Here is a 15967-nt window from a genome sequence, read left to right as displayed (position 1 = left end):
TCGCTCCTCAGCTGAACCGGATCGGGGTGCCGACGGGCAGGGCGGCGAGGGTGCGGGTCATCTCCGCCGAGATCCGCACGCACCCGTGCGAACTGCCGGTCGGGTCGGGGTAGTAGTGCAGCGCCGTCAGTGCCGCGTTGCCGCCGTACGACGGGATCCGCGACGAGTGCGCGCCGGTCAGGATGATCGGGTTGCCCTGCGTGTAGGTCACGCGGGTGTCCACGTACGCCGCTTCGACGTAGGTGGCGGTGTCCGACGGCGTGGGGTCCTCGGGGGTGCCGAGCCGGGCCGCCTCGGTCGCGGTGACCTGGCCGCTCCGGGTGACGACGGAGACCGTGCTCCGGGCGACGTCGACGCGGATCATCCGGTCGGTGTCGGCGACCGTGAAGTCGGCGGCCCGTGCCCAGGCGAACGTGGCGCTCGGCGCCTCCGGGTCGCCGCCGACGCCCGGGGTGCGGTTCCGGGCCGGGGTCGAGACGAGGAGCATGCCGCCGTCGACGCCGGGCGACCGGCCCCAGACAGCGGTGGCGGCGGGCAGGTCGATCGTCGACACCAGGTGCGACAGCGTGGCCACCGGGCGGGCGCGGCTGGACGGGCTGGCGTACAGGGCCACGAGGTCGTGCCGCGGGGTGGCGATCTGCCAGGTGTCCGCGGGGCGGACGTCCCCGCCGTCGAGCAGTTCGGGGACGACGCCGTCGTGGAACGCCGACGGCAGGGCGGCGAGGGTGGCGGCCGACGGCGCTCGGGGGACGGCCGCGAGCGTCGGGGTGGGGGTCGGCGTCGGCGTCGCGGTCGGGGTGGCCCGTGCGACGTGGGTCGGGTCGGTGTCCGGACGGTCGGCTGTCACCCCGACGACGACGGCGGCCGCGACGGCGAGCGCCGCTGCACCCCCGACCACGGCGATCCAGCCCCTGCGTCGCATCGGCATCCCCCTGTGCTCCTGGTCCAGCGTGCGCTCGTCGTCTGGGTGTGTGCTCCTGGTGTCGTCAGCGTTCGGTGACCCGGCCGGCGTCGACGTGCCACTGCCGGTCGAGGCGGACGGTCTCCAGCATGCGCCGGTCGTGCGTGACGAGCAGCAGGGTGCCGTCGTACGACTCCAGCGCCTGTTCGAGCTGCTCGATGGCCACCAGGTCGAGGTGGTTCGTCGGTTCGTCGAGCACGAGCACGTTCACCCCGCGGGCCTGCAGCAGCGCCAGTCCGGCGCGGGTCCGTTCGCCGGGGGAGAGCGCCGACGCGGGCCGTCCGACGTGGTCGGCCTTCAGCCCGAACTTCGCGAGCAGCGTCCGGACGTCGGCAGTGGTGTACTCGGGCACGATCGCCTCGAACGCCGCGGCGAGTGACTGGTCGCCGGTGAAGGCCGCACGGGCCTGGTCGACCTCGCCGACGGCGACGCTCGACCCGAGCGAGGCGGTGCCGGTCGTCGGCGCCTGCTTGCCGAGCAGTGCCCGGAGCAGCGTGGACTTGCCGGCGCCGTTCGGTCCGGTGATGCCGATGCGGTCGCCGCCGTCGACCTGCAACGACACCGGGCCGAGCGTGAAGTCGCCCTGCGTGAAGGTGGCGTCGGACAGGGTGGCCACGACGGCCGAGGACCGGGGCGCGCTGCCGATCGTGAACTCGAGCTGCCACTCCTTGCGGGGCTCCTCGACCTCGTCGAGCCGCGCGATGCGGGACTCCATCTGGCGGACCTTCTGCGCCTGCTTCTCGCTCGACTCCGAGGCGGCCTTGCGCCGGATCTTGTCGTTGTCCGGGGCCTTCTTCATGGCGTTGCGCACGCCCTGGCTCGACCACTCGCGCTGTGTTCGGGCGCGGGAGACCAGGTCGGCCTTGGTGGAGGCGTAGTCCTCGTACGCGTCGCGCTTGTGCTGCCGGGCGATCTCGCGCTCCTCGAGGAACGAGTCGTAGCCGCCGCCGAACAGCCGGTTGGACGACTGCGCCAGGTCGAGCTCGAGCACGCTCGTCACCGACCGTGCCAGGAACTCCCGGTCGTGGCTGACGAGCACGACCCCGCCGCGCAGGCCCCGGACGAACCCCTCGAGCCGGTCCAGCCCGTCGAGGTCGAGGTCGTTCGTGGGCTCGTCGAGCAGGACGATGTCGAACCGCGACAGCAGCAGCGCCGCCAGCCCGACGCGAGCGGCCTGCCCACCGGACAGCGCGGTCATGAGCGAGTCCGGCCCGACGCCGTCGTCATCGGTTCCGGTCTCGAGGCCGAGGTCGGCCAGGACAGCGGGGATCCTGTCCTCCAGATCAGCGGCGCCCGCGGCGAGCCAGCGGTCGAGCGCCGTCGAGTAGCGGTCCGCGGCAGCGTCGCCGGCGTCCGGGTCGCCGAGCGCGGCAGCCGCGGCGTCCATGGCCTCGGTCGCCTCGGCCGAGCCGGTCCGTCGGGCGATGTACGCGGCGACGGTCTCGCCCGCGATCCGCTCGTGTTCCTGGGGGAGCCAGCCGACGAACGCGTCGGTCGGTGCGAGCGACACCGTGCCCGCCAGGGGCTCGTCGACACCCGCCAGCAGTCGGAGCAGGGTGGACTTGCCGGCACCGTTCACGCCGACGACGCCGATCACGTCGCCCGGTGCCACCGTGAGGTCGAGGGAGTCGAACAGCGTGCGAGCGGCGTACCCGCCGGACAGGCCCTTAGCGACGAGCGTGGCGGTCATGCGCCAATCGTCCCACGCGGCGGCGCGCGCACGGCACCGCCCTCGGAGCGCCCGGTGCTCCGGGTGCAGCACACTGGACGGATGGCATCCTGCGTCTTCTGCGCGATCATCGCCGGCGACGAACCGGCCGTGTGGGTCGAGCGCGAGGACCACGCCGTCGCGTTCGCGCCGCTGCCCGGGTCCGCGCTCGCACCCGGGCACACGCTCGTCGTACCGGTCGAGCACGCCGACGACCTGCTCGGTGCCGCCCCGGTGGCACTGGCCGCCACCGTCGCGCTCGCGCAGCGTGTCGCACGGGCGATGCGGGGCGCACTCGGCGCCACCGGCACCGTCGTGCTGCAGGCCTCCGGCGCCGATGCCGGGCAGAGCGTGCGGCACCTGCACTTCCACGTCGTGCCGCGCTGGCCGGACGACGGCACGACGCACTGGCCGGAGCCGCCCTCGGCACACGTCGTCGACGGTGACCCGCACGCACTCCTCGCCGAGATGTTCGAGTAGCCGATCCCGGGCAGCGGTGCGCGGAACGGAGTGGAGTGGGCGCTGCACCGTCACCCGTCCCACCGACACCCGCAGGAGCACACCATGACCACGAAGATCACCCTGATCATCGACAACCCGGCCGACCCGTCGGCGTTCGAGCAGTCCTACGTGGAGCTCGAGGCACTCGCCGCGAAGCTGCCCGGCCTGCAGCGGCTCGAGGCGGCGAAGGTCTGGCCGAAGGAGGACGGCACGCCCACACCGGCGCACCGCACCCTCGACCTGTACTTCGCCTCGTACGGGGATGCCTCCGACGCAGTGGCGACCGCCGAGGCCGGGGCGTTCTTCCAGCAGCTCGGCGGCACGGGTGCCACGTTCACCGGCCTGTTCTCCGACATCGAGCACGAGTAGGGCCGGGCCGGGCCGGGCGCCGGGCCCGGGTCTCGGGCTCAGCGACATTCCTCGGGCCCCACGCCGCGAAGAGTGTCGCTCAGCGCGAATCTCGGCCCGGCAGGCCCGGCACCGGCACGGGCGCCAACCGCCCCGCACCGACGGGCAGCACACCCGCGCGGTACTCGAGCACGTCGGCATCGCCGACGGTCACCGTCGCCGTGCCGAAGCGCCATGCCCGGTTGAACAGGTACACCCCGATCACGGTCCGGCCGTCGTCGGCCACGGCCCACGTGCCGGTGCCCCACTGCGCCGGGTGCCCGACCCCGTCGATCGTGACGGTCGGGCGGGCGAACCAGGTGAGCAGGGGGCGAGCGAGCCGGAGCTCGATCCGGCGCTTCGTCGTGCCGGAGGGGAGAGTCGTGTCCACCTCCGCAGGATACGTGGACTCCGCACCTGTGCCCGCCGCACCCCCGCACCCGTAGCGTGGCCGCCATGACCACCACCGTCCTCGTCGCCGGCGCCACTGGAGACCTCGGCGGACGCATCGTCCGCGAGCTCCTGCAGCACGACACCCGCGTCCGCGTCCTCACCCGCCCGTCCAGCACCGGCGCCCAGCGGCAGTTCGCCGACGACGACCGCATCGACGTCGTCACCGCGGACTACACGGACGCACCGGCGCTGGTCACGGCGCTCGCCGGGGTCGACGTCGTCGTGTCCACGGTCAGCGGCACCCGCGCCGTGATCGTGGACGCCCAGCGCGCCCTGCTCGACGCCGCGGTCCAGGCCGGCGTCCCGCGGTTCATCCCCTCGGACTACGCCGCCGACTACCGTTCGATCACGCCCGGCTCGAACCGGAACTTCGAGCTCCGCCGCGAGTTCGCCGCCGCCCTCGACGCTGCGCCGATCCGTGCGACCTCGGTGCTGAACGGGGCGTTCACGGACATGCTCACCGGTCAGGCGCCGCTGATCCTGTTCGACCGCCAGCGGGTGCTCTACTGGTCGTCGGCCGACCAGGTCCTCGACTTCACCACGAAGGACGACGTCGCGCGCGTGACGGCGCTCGTCGCAGTCGACGCGGACGCACCCCGTGTGGTCGAGGTCGCCGGTGACCGCGTGACGGCACGGTCGATCGCCGACACGATGTCCCGACTGACCGGCACCCCGTTCCGGCTGCAGTGGGCGGGGACGACCGGCACGCTGTCGGCGATGGCACGGATCGGCCGTCGGCTGTCGAAGGACGACGCCGAACCGTTCCCGGCCTGGCAGGGCATGCAGTACTTCGTGAGCATGTTCAGCGGCGAGGCGGAGCTCCACCACGTCGACGACGACCGCTTCGGTCCGCACGGGTGGACGAGCGTCCGCGACGTGCTCGCCGCCCACCTGGGCGTCTGATGGTCTGACCGGGAGGCCCGCCCCGCGTCGCGCAGGACGGCCGGCGGTCCGCCGCCGTGGCCGTCACGGGCACGCGCCGGCCGGGTCCTGCGCTGACGGTCAGGCGCCGCGGACGGCCCTGACGATCTCCTGCCGTGCTGCTCGTCCGCTGCGCGTCGGCAGCAGGGGGAACACGTGCAGGGCGCCGGGGCGCTCGCGCAGCGTGACGCCCACGCCCGCGGCCCGGGCGGCCGCGACGAGCAGGTGCGCGTCGGGGTTCAGCACGTCGTGGGTCCCGGTGTGGAGGAGCATCGGGCCGAGGCCGTGGAACGAACCGGCCAGGGGACTGACGACCGGGTCGTCGATCGACAGGCCGTCGGCCCACAGGTGACCGAGGACACGGCCCCCGTCGCGACCGAGCCACGGGTCGCTCGGTTGGACCTGGGGGATGCGCGGGTTCGAGAAGCCGAGGTCGAGCGCCGGTGACACCAGGACGGTCCGGAGCGTCCGGACGCCCTGGTCGCGCAAGGTCTGGGCGACGGAGAGCGCGATCTGCCCACCGGCGGAGTCGCCGGCGAGCTGCACCCGTCCGCGCCGGTCGATGACGCGGCGTGCGACGTCGAGGACCAGGTCGTGCGCCTGCCGTGCGTTGCCGTCCGGCAGGAGTCGGTAGATCGGGACGGTCACGGTGGCGCGCGCCTCGGCGGCGAGCTGGGCGATGAGCGCCCAGTGCTGCGGGGCGATCTCGTGGACCCACCCGCCGCCGTGCACGTACACGACGTCGCGGAGCGGTGGCTGGCGGCTCGGCGTCACGGTGTACACCGGGGTGCCGCCCTGCCGGTGGACGTCGACGCGCACGTCGGGCCGGAGGCGCTTCGGTGGTCCGAACGGCTCGGGGCGGAGGGCCTGTCGGCGGACCGCTCGGTGCGCTCCCGCTTCGGTGATGAACGGCGCGTTCGCGTGCGTGGCCCGCAGGAACAGCGGGACCGCGGCTTCGGGGACGATCACGCTGTACCTCCTGTGTCGTCGGTGTCGTCGGCACCGTCGGGCTCGCGCGCCGGCTCGCTGAGTCCGAGGAGTGCGCCCCGCACCGCGGCGACGCGGATGGTCGCGGCGTCGTCGTAGAGCACCGTCTGGCTGACCGCGCCGACGTGCGCGGCGACGACCGCCCGGGTGAAGACGTCCGGGGCGACGGTCAGTCGCCGGCCCTGTGCCGTGACCGACTCGACGAGCAGCGGTTCGAGTGCCGCGTGGAAGGCGTCGGTGTGCGCTCGGAGCAGTGCCCGGAGCTCGGGTTCGTGTCGCGCCCGGGACAGCAGGACCGAGCGGATCGCGTACCACTTGCCCTCGGGGGGCAGGCCGCCGAGGACCCCGGAGACGATCGCGTCGACGGACTGCGGGTCGGTCGTGCCGAGCGCGGCCCGGAAGCCGTCCTCGAGCCGCTCGACGACCACGGCTTCCTGCGCTTCGTACACCGCGAAGAAGAGCTCGTCGGTCGTCGCGAAGTTCGAGTAGAAGGCGCCGCGCGTGAACCCCGCACGCGCGACGATCGCCTCGACGCTGGCCGAGGCCGAGCCGGTCTCGTCGAACAGCGCCTCGGCCGCGCGGACGAGCTCCGCGCGGGTGCTGCTGCGCCGCCGGGTGGGGCGGGCGGGTGCGGCGGTGTCGTCGCTCACTCGTGGGGACATCGGCTCATCCTAGGAGGCGTCGTCCGACCGGCGCGGGTCGGCCAGGTAGTCGTGCACGGACCGCACCGGCGCGAGCGTCAGGTCGGTCAGGACGTGCGAGGCGCTGATGACCTCGAGCACCGGCAGGTCGGCCATCGGCGCGAGGGCGTGCTCGAACAGCTGCAGGCGGGCGGGCCCGGTCCAGGCCCCCTTCACGACGATGTCGGTGATCTCGGTCCGCACGAGATCGGCGGCGCGCAGCCCCAGGGTCGTCACGTCGGGGACGAGCTTCACCATCCAGGTCGGCACCGTGATCTGCGCCGCGGCCTCGACCGGGTCCATCGGTTCCCACTGGTACGCCATGGTCGCCGTCGCCACGCGCTCGGCACCGCGGTCGAGCGTGCCGACGAGGGCGCCCTGGTCGACGCGCAACCCCGGGGTCCCGAGCACCTTCGGGTAGGCGCTCAGTTCGCGACCGGCGAGCGTCGCCGCGGAGTTGTCGAGGTACATGGCGTGCAGGTACTCGCCGACCTCGCCGTCGTGGGTGACCTGGATCGCCTGACCGGACTCGACGTAGGGGCCGTAGCCGTCGACGTCACCCATCTTCATGACCTCGAACCGGACCAGCGGCGCGTCGACCTGCAGCGGCTCCGGCACGACGGCGCGGAGGGCGTCGGGGTCGGTCCGGTACACGACGTTGAAGTACTCGCGATCGGTGAAGCGCGTCGGGCGCAGCGGGTAGACCGGCCCGGTGAGGGGGGTGGTGGCGTGGCGGAGGACGTCCGAGGCCTGCATGGGAACTCCTTGTCGAGTTGCGATACGTTCCGTACTGAGTACGTTGTGTATCGAACGTACACCCGAGAACGAAGGACACCATGGGCTTCTCCCTGCCGACCGACATCCGCAACCGACCCGTCACCGTGATCGGCGGTGGGACCCTCGGTCGTCGCATCGCCCTGGTGTTCGCCAGCGCCGGCGGCGAGTCCCGCGTGTACGACCTCGCCGAGCCGGTCCGCACGGCCGCCGTCGAGTACGTCGAGCGCGAGCTCCCGGCGCTCGCCGCGGCGCGGGACGGGGGCGCGGTCGGCACCGTCCGCGCGTTCGACGACCTGGACGAGGCCGTCGCCGGTGCGTGGCTCGTCGTCGAGGCGATCCCGGAGCGCCTCGACCTCAAGACGACGGTGTTCGGGCAGCTCGACCGCGCCGTCGGGGCGGACACGATCCTGGCGAGCAACTCGTCGTCGTACGCGAGCCGACTCGTGATCGACGAGGTCGAGCACCCCGAGCGCGTGCTGAACATGCACTTCTACATGCCGCCTACGCAGAACGCCGTCGACCTGATGAGCGACGGGGAGACCGACCTCGCGGTCATCGACCTGCTGCTCGAGGTCCTGCCGACCTACGGCGTCCGGCCGTTCGTCGCCCGCAAGGAGTCGACCGGGTTCATCTTCAACCGCATCTGGGCGGCCATCAAGCGCGAGTCCCTGGCCGTCGTCGCCGACGGGGTCTCCACGCCGGAGGACGTCGACGCCATGTTCGCGGTGAACACCGGTTCGCCCGCGGGGCCGTTCCGGATGATGGACCAGGTGGGGCTCGACGTCGTCCTGGACATCGAGGAGCACTATGCGGCGGAGGACCCGCACCTGCCCGAGGGCCCACGGCAGCTGCTCCGGCAGTACGTCGACGCGGTGCACCTGGGCGTGAAGACCGGCCGCGGCTTCTACGCGTACGACCAGCACTGACGTACGACCAGCACTGACGCACGACCGGCACCGTCGCCGCCTAGGCTCGGGAACCGTGTTCGAACTCCACCACCTCGCCGCGCAGGAACTCTGGGACTGGATCCGCCGGGGGGAGGCGACCGCGCTCGAGGTGACGGAGCACTACCTCGCCCGCATCGAGCGCCTCGACCCGGCCCTCGGTGCGTTCGTGACGGTCACGGCGGACGCCGCGCGCACGAGAGCCGACCGTCTCGGGCACCTGGTGCCGACGTCCAGACCGTTGTGGGGCCTCCCGTCCGCCGACAAGGACCTGTACGACCGCGCCGGGGTCCCCACGCGCTCCGGCACCGCGAGTCTGCCGGAGCGCCCTGCCGGGGCCGACCACCCGCTCGTCGCGGCGCTCGACGCCGCCGGCACGGTGAGCCTCGGCAAGACGGCGTCGCCGGAGTTCGGGATGTCCTCGTCGTCGGAGACGCGGTTCGGCGTGACGCGGAACCCCTACGACACGACCCGCGCGCCCGGGGGGTCGTCGAGCGGAGCGGCGGTCGCTGTGGCGGCCGGGCTGCTTCCTGCGGCCGTCGGGTCCGACGGCGGGGGATCGGTCCGGATCCCGGCCGCCGCGACCGGACTCGTCGGCCTGAAGCCGAGCCGCGGGCGGGTGCCGGCGATGCCCGGTCGCTCCGGTGTCGGCGGGCTCTCCGTCGCCGGGCCGCTGACCCGGTCCGTCGCGGACGCAGGGATGCTGCTCGACGCCCTCGTCGCGCCGACCGGCCTGCCGGAACCGTCGCCGTACGCCCTGGTCACGCCGTCCCGCGGTGACGGTCCGTTCACCGCGGCGGCCGTCCGCGGTGAGGGACGCTTCGTCGTCGGGCTGCTCGACGGTTCACCGTGGGACGACACCGTCGACGTCGTGGTCGACCCCGCGGCGCGCGCCGCCGTCGAGACCGCTGTGCGGGTGCTCGGCGAACTGGGGCACGGCGTCGAGGACGTGCAGATGCCGCAGGCGCCGTACGCCGACGCGTTCCGGGTGGCGTGGGAGAGCTCCGCGGCGCGGCTGCCGATGGTCCCCGGCATCGACCTGACCGCGCTCACGCCGCTGGTGGCGTGGCTCGTGGAGCGAGGACGGCGGCTCACCGGCACGCAGGTGCTCGACGCGATGACGGCGCTCGACACGTTCTCGGCGACGCTGATCGGTGCGTTCGACCGGTTCGACGCCGTCCTGTCACCGACCCTCGCACTGACCCCGCGGCCGCTCGGCTGGTACGGCGACGACCCGGATGAGGACTTCCGCCGCCAGTGCGCGTACTCGCCGTGGACCTCGATGGCGAACGTCGCCGGGTTGCCGGCGATCACCCTGCCGGTCTGGGTCACCGCCGACGACCACCCGGACGGCGGCGGCCTGCCGATGGGCGTCCAGTTGATCGGGCGACCCGGGGGCGAGCGGGTGCTGCTCGCGATCGGGGCCCAGCTCGAGCGGCGGCTGCGCTGGCAGCGGCGGCACCCGGCTGCCTGGACCGCCTGACCGCGTGGGGGAGACCGATGCGGAACGACACCATCGTCGTCGTACGACGTCGATGATGTCGATCCGAGTCGGCCAGACCCGCCGCCGCCCGGGCTAGCTCTGCTTCTCGATCGCCTCGGAGTACTCGCGGCGCATCTTGTCCCCGGCGGCCGACACCCACGTCGCCCGCGCGGCCTTCACCTTCGCCAGGTTCGTCCGCCCGAGCACGTAGTCGTTGCACACGCTGTTGAACGCGGTGCTCGCCGACGCCGTCGCCGCGGCCGAGGGGGAGTAGAAGCCGTCCACCGGGTTCTTCACGAGCATGTCCTGCGTCTTGGTCTGGTACTGGTGCGACTGCCGCAGCTGCTCGTCGATGCGGACCGCGGTGTTCAGCACCTGCGGGCCGGCGCCGAGGCGGTACAGCGCGCTGGCGTTGATGGTCTGCTCGCCGGCCTTCGTCAGCGTCGCGTCCGGGCCGCTGCCGGTGTGGTGGACGCCCTTCTCGCCGTGGGTCAGCGTGAACGCCTCCTTCGACCCGAACGGTGCGGAGAGGTAGTCGATGAGCCGGAGCTGGGCCTTGATGCGTTCGGGCGTCGTCTTCTTCAGGGCGGCGAACGAGAAGCTCGACGTGCCCTGGTAGTTCGCACCGGGGCCACCCGTCGCTCCGAAGGGCACGATGCCGCCCGTGACGATCCCCTTCGGCATCGACACGTCGAGCAGGGCGGAGATGCCGTCGAGGTGCATGAGCACGGTGCCGTTGTTGATGTACGTCTTCGCCTTCGCGCTCTCGAGGCTCGGGGTGTCCGGGTGGAAGACGCCGAGGTTCCAGAGCTTCTTGACGTAGGCGAGGGTCTCGAGCCACGCGTCGGTCTCGTTCTTGTGGGTGAGTTCGCCGCCCTTCGACATCGCCCACTGGTTCGGCACGCCGAAGGTGGCGCCGATGAAGTCGTACGCCCAGTCGACGCCGCTCGCCCCGCCCTGGCCGGCGATCGCGTACCGGCCGGCCTTGGCGTCGGTGACGGCCGTGCACAGCTCGGTGAACTCGTCCTTGTCCTTCGGGGCCGGTGCTGCGCCCGTCAGCTGCTCGATGAGGTCGGGGCGGCAGATCATCACCGACCCGAACGGCGGCCGGTGCTCGGGGACGCCGTAGATCTTCCCGTTGATGCGGGCGCTCCGCCACGACGCGGTGGGGATGTTCGCCAGGTTCGGGTAGTCCGTGACGGCGTCGCCGGAGAGGTGCTCCGACAGGTCCGCGAACTTCGCGTCGAGCAGCTGCGGGAACCGGGGCGGCATCGCGAACGTCAGGAACTCGACGATGCCCGGGATGTCGTTGCCGGCGGTCATCGTCGCGAACTTCGCGGCGAACGAGTCGCCGGGCACGAACGTCAGGTCGTACTCGGTGTCCGTCAGGCCCCCGACGTAGTCGAGGAACGAGTTCTGCGCCGGCGGCGGCGCCGCGTAGGTCACGACGAACCCGGTGGTCTTCTCGCCGTCGCCGACCTTGCCGGTGACCGAGGTGAAGAGCTCGCTGTCCTGCGGGTACGAGTAGTACACGGGCTGGACGACGCCGTTGCCGGGCAGGTCGGGCTTCGGCCCCTTGGTGATGGGGACGTAGGTCGGCAGCGCCGCCACCTGGTCCGAGATGGTCGCGGCGTTGCCGCCGGTGGAGCACCCGGTCAGGCTGCCGGCAGCGCCGAGGGCGACGAGGCCGAAGGCGGCGCCGGAGATGAGGGTCCGGCGGCTGAGGCCGCCGGTCGTGGTGTCGGTCATGGCTTCTCCCTTGAAGCGTCGGGTGGCAGTGGGGTGGTGGGGCCGTGTCAGCCCTTGACGGCGCCCGTCAGGACGCCCTTGGTGAGGTGGCGCTGCACCAGGGGGTAGGCGGCGAGGATCGGGATGATCGCGATCATCACGACGGCCATCTGGATCGACTCCGCCGGCGGCTGCATCGAGGCGTCGGACCCGGCACCGGACACCAGGCTGGAGCCCTGCAGGACGTAGGTGCGCAGCACCAGCTGCAGCGTCCACTTCGTCGAGTCCGACAGGTAGAGCAGTGCGTTGAAGAACGCGTTCCAGTAGCCGACGGCGTAGAACAGGCCGACGACGGCGATCACCGCGCGGGACAGCGGCAGGACGAGCTGCCACAGGATGCGGAACTCGCCGGCGCCGTCGATCTTCGCGCTGTCGATGAGCTCCTGCGGGATGCTCATCATGAAGCCGCGGACGACCACCATGTTGAACACGCTGAACGCGCTCGGCAGGATCAGCGCCCAGTAGTTGTCGAGGAGTCCGAGCTGCTTCACCATCAGGTACAGCGGGATCATCCCCGGCGCGAACAGGAACGTGATGAGCACGAAGGTCAGCAGCGGCCGCTGGAACAGCGAGCCCTGTCGGCTGAGCGCCCACGCGGCGAGCACCGTCGACGCCAGGCTGATGACGGTGCCCACGACCGTGACGAGCAACGTGACCACCACGGCGCGGGTGACGACCCCGCCGGACAGGATCTGCACGTACGCGGACAGGTCGAACGACCGCGGCCACACGACGTAGCCGCCGGCAGCGGTGACGTCCGCCTGGCTCGACACGCTCGTCGAGAAGACGATGAGGAACGGGAACAGCACGACGGCGAGGATCAGGACGATCGCGACGGCCTTGAGTGCGAGGACGACGGGTGTGGGTTTTCCGGCCCAGACCGGACGGGCGATGGTGCTCATGACCGTGAATACACTCCCTGCTCACCGAGCATGTGGGCGGCCTTGTTCGCCGCCATGATGAGGACGAACCCGACCAGGCCCTTGACCAGACCGACCGCGATGCCCGTGGACCAGTTCCCGTCGACGACGCCGTGGTAGTAGACGTAGGTGTCGAGGACCTCGGCGGCATCGGCCCCCACGGCGTTCCGTTGCAGGATGATCTGCTCGAACCCGACGGACAGGGCCTCGCCGAGCCGCAGGATCAGCAGGAGCACGATGATGGGACGGATGCCCGGCAGCGTGACGTGCCAGAACCGGCTCCACGCTCCCGACCCGTCGATCGCGGCCGCCTCGTACAGGTTGTCGTCGATCGCCGCGAGCGCCGCCAGGAAGATGATCGTGCCCCAGCCGGCGTCCTTCCAGATCACCTGTGACGTCAGCAACAGCTTGAACGTCTCCGGGTCGCTCATGATCCCGATCGTCCCCATGTCGAGCTGCCGCAGCGTGTGGTTGACCACACCGCCGGACCCCAGCGACTGCTGGAAGAAGCCCACGACGATCACCCACGACAGGAAGTGCGGCAGGTAGAGCACCGACTGCACGGTCGCCCGGAGCCACGGCCACACCAGCGAGTGGATGAGGATGGCCAACGCGATCGGCACCGGGAAGAACAGGATGAGCTGCAGGAACGTGATCTCCAGCGTGTTCACCGTCGCCCGCCAGAACTCCGGGTCGGCGAACATCAGCTGGAAGTTCGTGAACCCGACCCACGGGCTCTGGGCGATCGGGATGTACGGCTGGTAGTCCATGAACGCGATGACGTTGCCGATCATCGGCACGTACACGAACAGCAGCAGCAGGACCACCGCCGGCGCCACCATGAGCAGCAGCGGGTAGTCGCGCCGCAGCCGAGCGAGGAACGGGACCTTCCGCGGGGCCGGGGCGCCGCCGGACCGGGTGGTCCGGGGCTCGGTGGTCGGATCGACCAGCGTCGCGCTCATGTGGCTCCTTTGCTCACGTGGCTGGGGGTTTCGTCATCCTGTGGCGTCCGTATGATGACGGTCAAGCCGCGGTATTCACCCGCACACGAATCGAACACTGGGAGCGACGATGCACCCGACCAGACGCCACGAACGGATCCTCGCCGAGCTCCGTGTGCACGGGACCCTGTCCGCCTCGGACTTCGCCGAGCGCGAGGGGATCTCGGCCATGACGGTCCGCCGCGACCTGTCCGAACTCGCCGACCGCGGCGTGCTCCGGCGCGTGCACGGCGGCGCCGTCTCCGTCGAGACCCTGCCCACCGCGGGCGCGCCACACCGACCCGCACCCCGCCCCGACCGGGACACCACCGACGGCAGCGGCGCGCTCTTCACCCTCGGGCTCGTCGTCCCCGACCCCGGCTACTACTTCCCGAAGATCGTCGCCGGCGTCGCCGAACGCACCGAGGCCCTGGGCGGACGCGTCGTGCTCGGCGTCTCCCGCTACGAACCCGCCCGCGAACGCCAGCAGGTCGAACGCCTCATCGCCGCCGGCGTCGACGGGCTGCTCGTCACCACCACCGTCGCCGACGCCTTCACCACCCTCGAGCTCCTCGACCACGCACCGATGCCCGTCGTCGTGGTCGAACGCTCCGTGGTCGAAGCCCCCGTCGGCTCCGCGCTCGAGTCCGTCCGCAGCGACCACGAGTCCGGCGCCGGCATCGCGGTCCGCCACCTCGCCGAACTCGGGCACCGCCGCATCGGCATGGCCGTGTTCGGCACCCCGACCACCCCGCAGCTCCGCACCGGGTACGACCGCGCCGTCCGGCAACTCGGCCTCGACCCCGACGCCCCGGTCCAGGTCATCCCGGACGACCAGGGCGTGGGGGCCGCGACCAGGGCCTTCATCGAGCGCTGCCTCGCCACCGGGACCACCGCAGTCTTCGTGCACTCCGACCAGTACGCCGTCGAGTTCGTCGAGACCGTCACCGAGATGGGCCTGTCGATCCCGGACGACCTGTCCGTGGTCGCCTACGACGACGAGGTCGCGGCGCTCGCCGGGGTGCCGCTCACCGCGGTCGCGCCCCCGAAGAACGACGTCGGCCGGTTCGCTGCCACGATGTGCTTCGAGCGCATCTCGGCGACGGCGCAGGTCGGCTTCGCCCGTCGGCACATGACCCTGGCGCCGACGTTGAGCGTGCGGGCGTCGACCGCGGCGGTCGTCCCCGGTCCGTGAGCGGCCGGCGCGCGATCCGCGCGATCCGCGCGCCCGTCGTGTTCACTTCGTGAGCGTTTGCGCCCCGCGGCTTGACTCCGCACACCGCCGAACGCTGGCATGGGGACGCCGTACCCCCGGAGAGGAACCGTCCGACGATGACGTCACGCCCCGTCACGCCCCGAGCGCAGCCCGCGCCCCGAGCGCAGCCCGCGCCCCCGGCAGTGCCAGTGCCCCCCGCTCCACGCGGCCACGCGCACCGCTCGCCCGTCCCCGTCGCCTTCGTGATGCCCGAGGCGACCTTCACCCGGGTGTTCGACCCCGGCGACCTCGCCGCCCTGCACGCCTCCGAGGCCGTCCGGCTGGTCGCCGACCGTCCGCTCGACCCGGACGACCCGTGCGACCTCCCGCTGCTCGCCGACGCCGAGCTGCTCGTCACCGGGTGGGGCAGCCCCGTGCTGTCCGCGGACCGTCTGGACCGGATGCCGCGGCTCCGCGCCGTCGTGCACTCCGCCGGGTCGGTCAAGCCGGTCGTCGACACCGACGTGTGGGCGCGACGGATCGCCGTGGCGTCGAGCGCCGCGGCGAACGCCGTCCCGGTCGCCGAGTTCACGGTCGCGGTGATCGTGCTCGCCGCCAAGCGGGCCTTCGCCAGCGCCGCCGCGCTGCGTTCGGACGAGACCCCGGTCGACGTCGAGGGCTCGTGGCCGGTCGTCGGCATGCACGGCGTGACCGTCGGTGTCGTCGGCGCCTCGCGCGTCGGGCGGGCCGTCATCGAACGGCTCCGTGACTACGACGTCCGCGTGCTCGTGAGCGACCCGTACCTGGACGACGACGAGGCCGCGCTGCTCGGCGTCACCGCCGTCGACCTCGGCACCCTCGCCGCCTCGAGCGACGTCGTCACCCTGCACGCGCCGCTGCTGCCGTCGACGCGGGGGCTCGTCGACCGTGCCGTGATCGGGCGGATGCGGCCGGGCACCACGCTCGTGAACACCGCGCGCGGGGCGATCGTCGACCAGGACGCCCTCGCCGACCGCCTGGACCGCGGCGACCTGGCCGCCGTCCTCGACGTCACCGAGCCGGAACGCCTGCCACCGGACGCCCGACTGCGGTCGACGCCGAACACCTTCATCACGCCGCACATCGCCGGGTCCCTGGGCAACGAGCTGCGTCGGCTCGCCGACAACGCGGTGCGCGAGACCATCGCGTTCGCGGCCACCGGCGCGTTCACCGACCCCATCGTCCCCGACGGCTTCGCCGTCCAGGCCTGAGGCCCGCCACCCGTCCACCACCGTCACCACCC

At 72.3% G+C, this 15967-nt stretch carries 16 protein-coding genes; 7 read left to right on the top strand and 9 right to left on the bottom strand.

From position 1 onward, the window contains the following. Positions 1-7: 7 nt before the first annotated feature. Both ACIPV1_RS04490 and ACIPV1_RS04485 read right to left on the bottom strand, forming a co-directional pair. On the bottom strand, positions 8-922 hold the full coding sequence (locus tag ACIPV1_RS04490) for a L,D-transpeptidase (RefSeq protein ID WP_131879740.1): 915 nt from the start codon (positions 920-922) through the stop codon (positions 8-10). 64 nt (positions 923-986) lie between these two features. Further along, positions 987-2651, bottom strand: coding sequence for an ABC-F family ATP-binding cassette domain-containing protein (locus ACIPV1_RS04485; RefSeq protein WP_173168680.1), 1665 nt, complete (start codon positions 2649-2651; stop codon positions 987-989). Positions 2652-2732: 81 nt separating this feature from the next. On the opposite strand from ACIPV1_RS04485, the gene ACIPV1_RS04480 reads away from it, so the two are divergent. After that, positions 2733-3149, top strand: a complete 417-nt coding sequence (locus tag ACIPV1_RS04480) for an HIT family protein (protein WP_402725816.1) — start codon at positions 2733-2735, stop codon at positions 3147-3149. Between the two features lie 84 nt (positions 3150-3233). Continuing rightward, complete coding sequence (locus ACIPV1_RS04475; RefSeq protein WP_123294430.1) at positions 3234-3539, top strand: EthD family reductase; 306 nt, start codon at positions 3234-3236, stop codon at positions 3537-3539. A 79-nt stretch (positions 3540-3618) separates the two neighbouring features. On the opposite strand, the gene ACIPV1_RS04470 is transcribed toward ACIPV1_RS04475, so the two are convergent. Beyond that, positions 3619-3948, bottom strand: a complete 330-nt coding sequence (locus ACIPV1_RS04470; RefSeq protein WP_402725815.1) for a hypothetical protein — start codon at positions 3946-3948, stop codon at positions 3619-3621. 65 nt (positions 3949-4013) lie between these two features. On the opposite strand from ACIPV1_RS04470, the gene ACIPV1_RS04465 reads away from it, so the two are divergent. Then, positions 4014-4913: an NmrA family NAD(P)-binding protein gene (locus ACIPV1_RS04465; RefSeq protein ID WP_123937739.1), complete on the top strand. Its 900-nt coding sequence runs from the start codon at positions 4014-4016 to the stop codon at positions 4911-4913. Between the two features lie 99 nt (positions 4914-5012). Here the strand turns inward: ACIPV1_RS04465 and ACIPV1_RS04460 are convergent, their stop codons facing one another. The 3 genes from ACIPV1_RS04460 to ACIPV1_RS04450 are packed head-to-tail and all read right to left on the bottom strand — an operon-like array spanning position 5013 to position 7354. Beyond that, positions 5013-5900 carry an alpha/beta hydrolase fold domain-containing protein gene (locus ACIPV1_RS04460; protein WP_123937740.1) on the bottom strand — a complete coding sequence of 296 codons (888 nt, stop codon included), beginning with the start codon at positions 5898-5900 and terminating at the stop codon, positions 5013-5015. Continuing rightward, complete coding sequence (locus ACIPV1_RS04455) at positions 5897-6580, bottom strand: TetR/AcrR family transcriptional regulator (protein WP_123937741.1); 684 nt, start codon at positions 6578-6580, stop codon at positions 5897-5899. Before ACIPV1_RS04455 ends, ACIPV1_RS04460 begins: the two co-directional genes overlap by 4 nt. A gap of 9 nt (positions 6581-6589) precedes the next feature. After that, positions 6590-7354, bottom strand: a complete 765-nt coding sequence (locus tag ACIPV1_RS04450) for an acetoacetate decarboxylase (RefSeq protein ID WP_123294243.1) — start codon at positions 7352-7354, stop codon at positions 6590-6592. Between the two features lie 80 nt (positions 7355-7434). On the opposite strand from ACIPV1_RS04450, the gene ACIPV1_RS04445 reads away from it, so the two are divergent. After that, positions 7435-8301 (top strand): 3-hydroxyacyl-CoA dehydrogenase family protein, encoded by an 867-nt coding sequence (locus ACIPV1_RS04445; protein WP_123937742.1) that lies wholly within the window; start codon positions 7435-7437, stop codon positions 8299-8301. Between the two features lie 55 nt (positions 8302-8356). Beyond that, positions 8357-9802, top strand: coding sequence for an amidase (locus ACIPV1_RS04440; protein ID WP_123937743.1), 1446 nt, complete (start codon positions 8357-8359; stop codon positions 9800-9802). 93 nt (positions 9803-9895) lie between these two features. Here ACIPV1_RS04440 and ACIPV1_RS04435 read toward each other — a convergent pair whose 3' ends face one another. From ACIPV1_RS04435 to ACIPV1_RS04425, 3 genes are read right to left on the bottom strand one after another with little or no spacing between them, the layout of a single operon-like run. Next, the gene (locus ACIPV1_RS04435) at positions 9896-11551 is read right to left on the bottom strand and encodes an extracellular solute-binding protein (RefSeq protein ID WP_402725814.1); all 1656 of its coding nucleotides are present in this window, start codon (positions 11549-11551) and stop codon (positions 9896-9898) included. 47 nt (positions 11552-11598) lie between these two features. Beyond that, on the bottom strand, positions 11599-12492 hold the full coding sequence (locus ACIPV1_RS04430; RefSeq protein ID WP_123294247.1) for a carbohydrate ABC transporter permease: 894 nt from the start codon (positions 12490-12492) through the stop codon (positions 11599-11601). Then, positions 12489-13472: a sugar ABC transporter permease gene (locus ACIPV1_RS04425; RefSeq protein ID WP_123294248.1), complete on the bottom strand. Its 984-nt coding sequence runs from the start codon at positions 13470-13472 to the stop codon at positions 12489-12491. Before ACIPV1_RS04425 ends, ACIPV1_RS04430 begins: the two co-directional genes overlap by 4 nt. Positions 13473-13581: 109 nt before the next feature. On the opposite strand from ACIPV1_RS04425, the gene ACIPV1_RS04420 reads away from it, so the two are divergent. Then, positions 13582-14685 (top strand): substrate-binding domain-containing protein, encoded by a 1104-nt coding sequence (locus tag ACIPV1_RS04420; protein WP_402725813.1) that lies wholly within the window; start codon positions 13582-13584, stop codon positions 14683-14685. A 266-nt stretch (positions 14686-14951) separates the two neighbouring features. Beyond that, positions 14952-15935 carry a hydroxyacid dehydrogenase gene (locus tag ACIPV1_RS04415; protein ID WP_402725812.1) on the top strand — a complete coding sequence of 328 codons (984 nt, stop codon included), beginning with the start codon at positions 14952-14954 and terminating at the stop codon, positions 15933-15935. The last annotated feature ends 32 nt before the right edge of the window (positions 15936-15967 follow it).

The sequence above is a fragment of the Curtobacterium sp. NPDC089991 genome (assembly GCF_044748425.1).
Classification (GTDB): Bacteria; Actinomycetota; Actinomycetes; order Actinomycetales; family Microbacteriaceae; genus Curtobacterium.
Note: the sequence above shows the minus strand (reverse complement) of the source record. Positions and strands in the feature narration are given on the sequence as shown.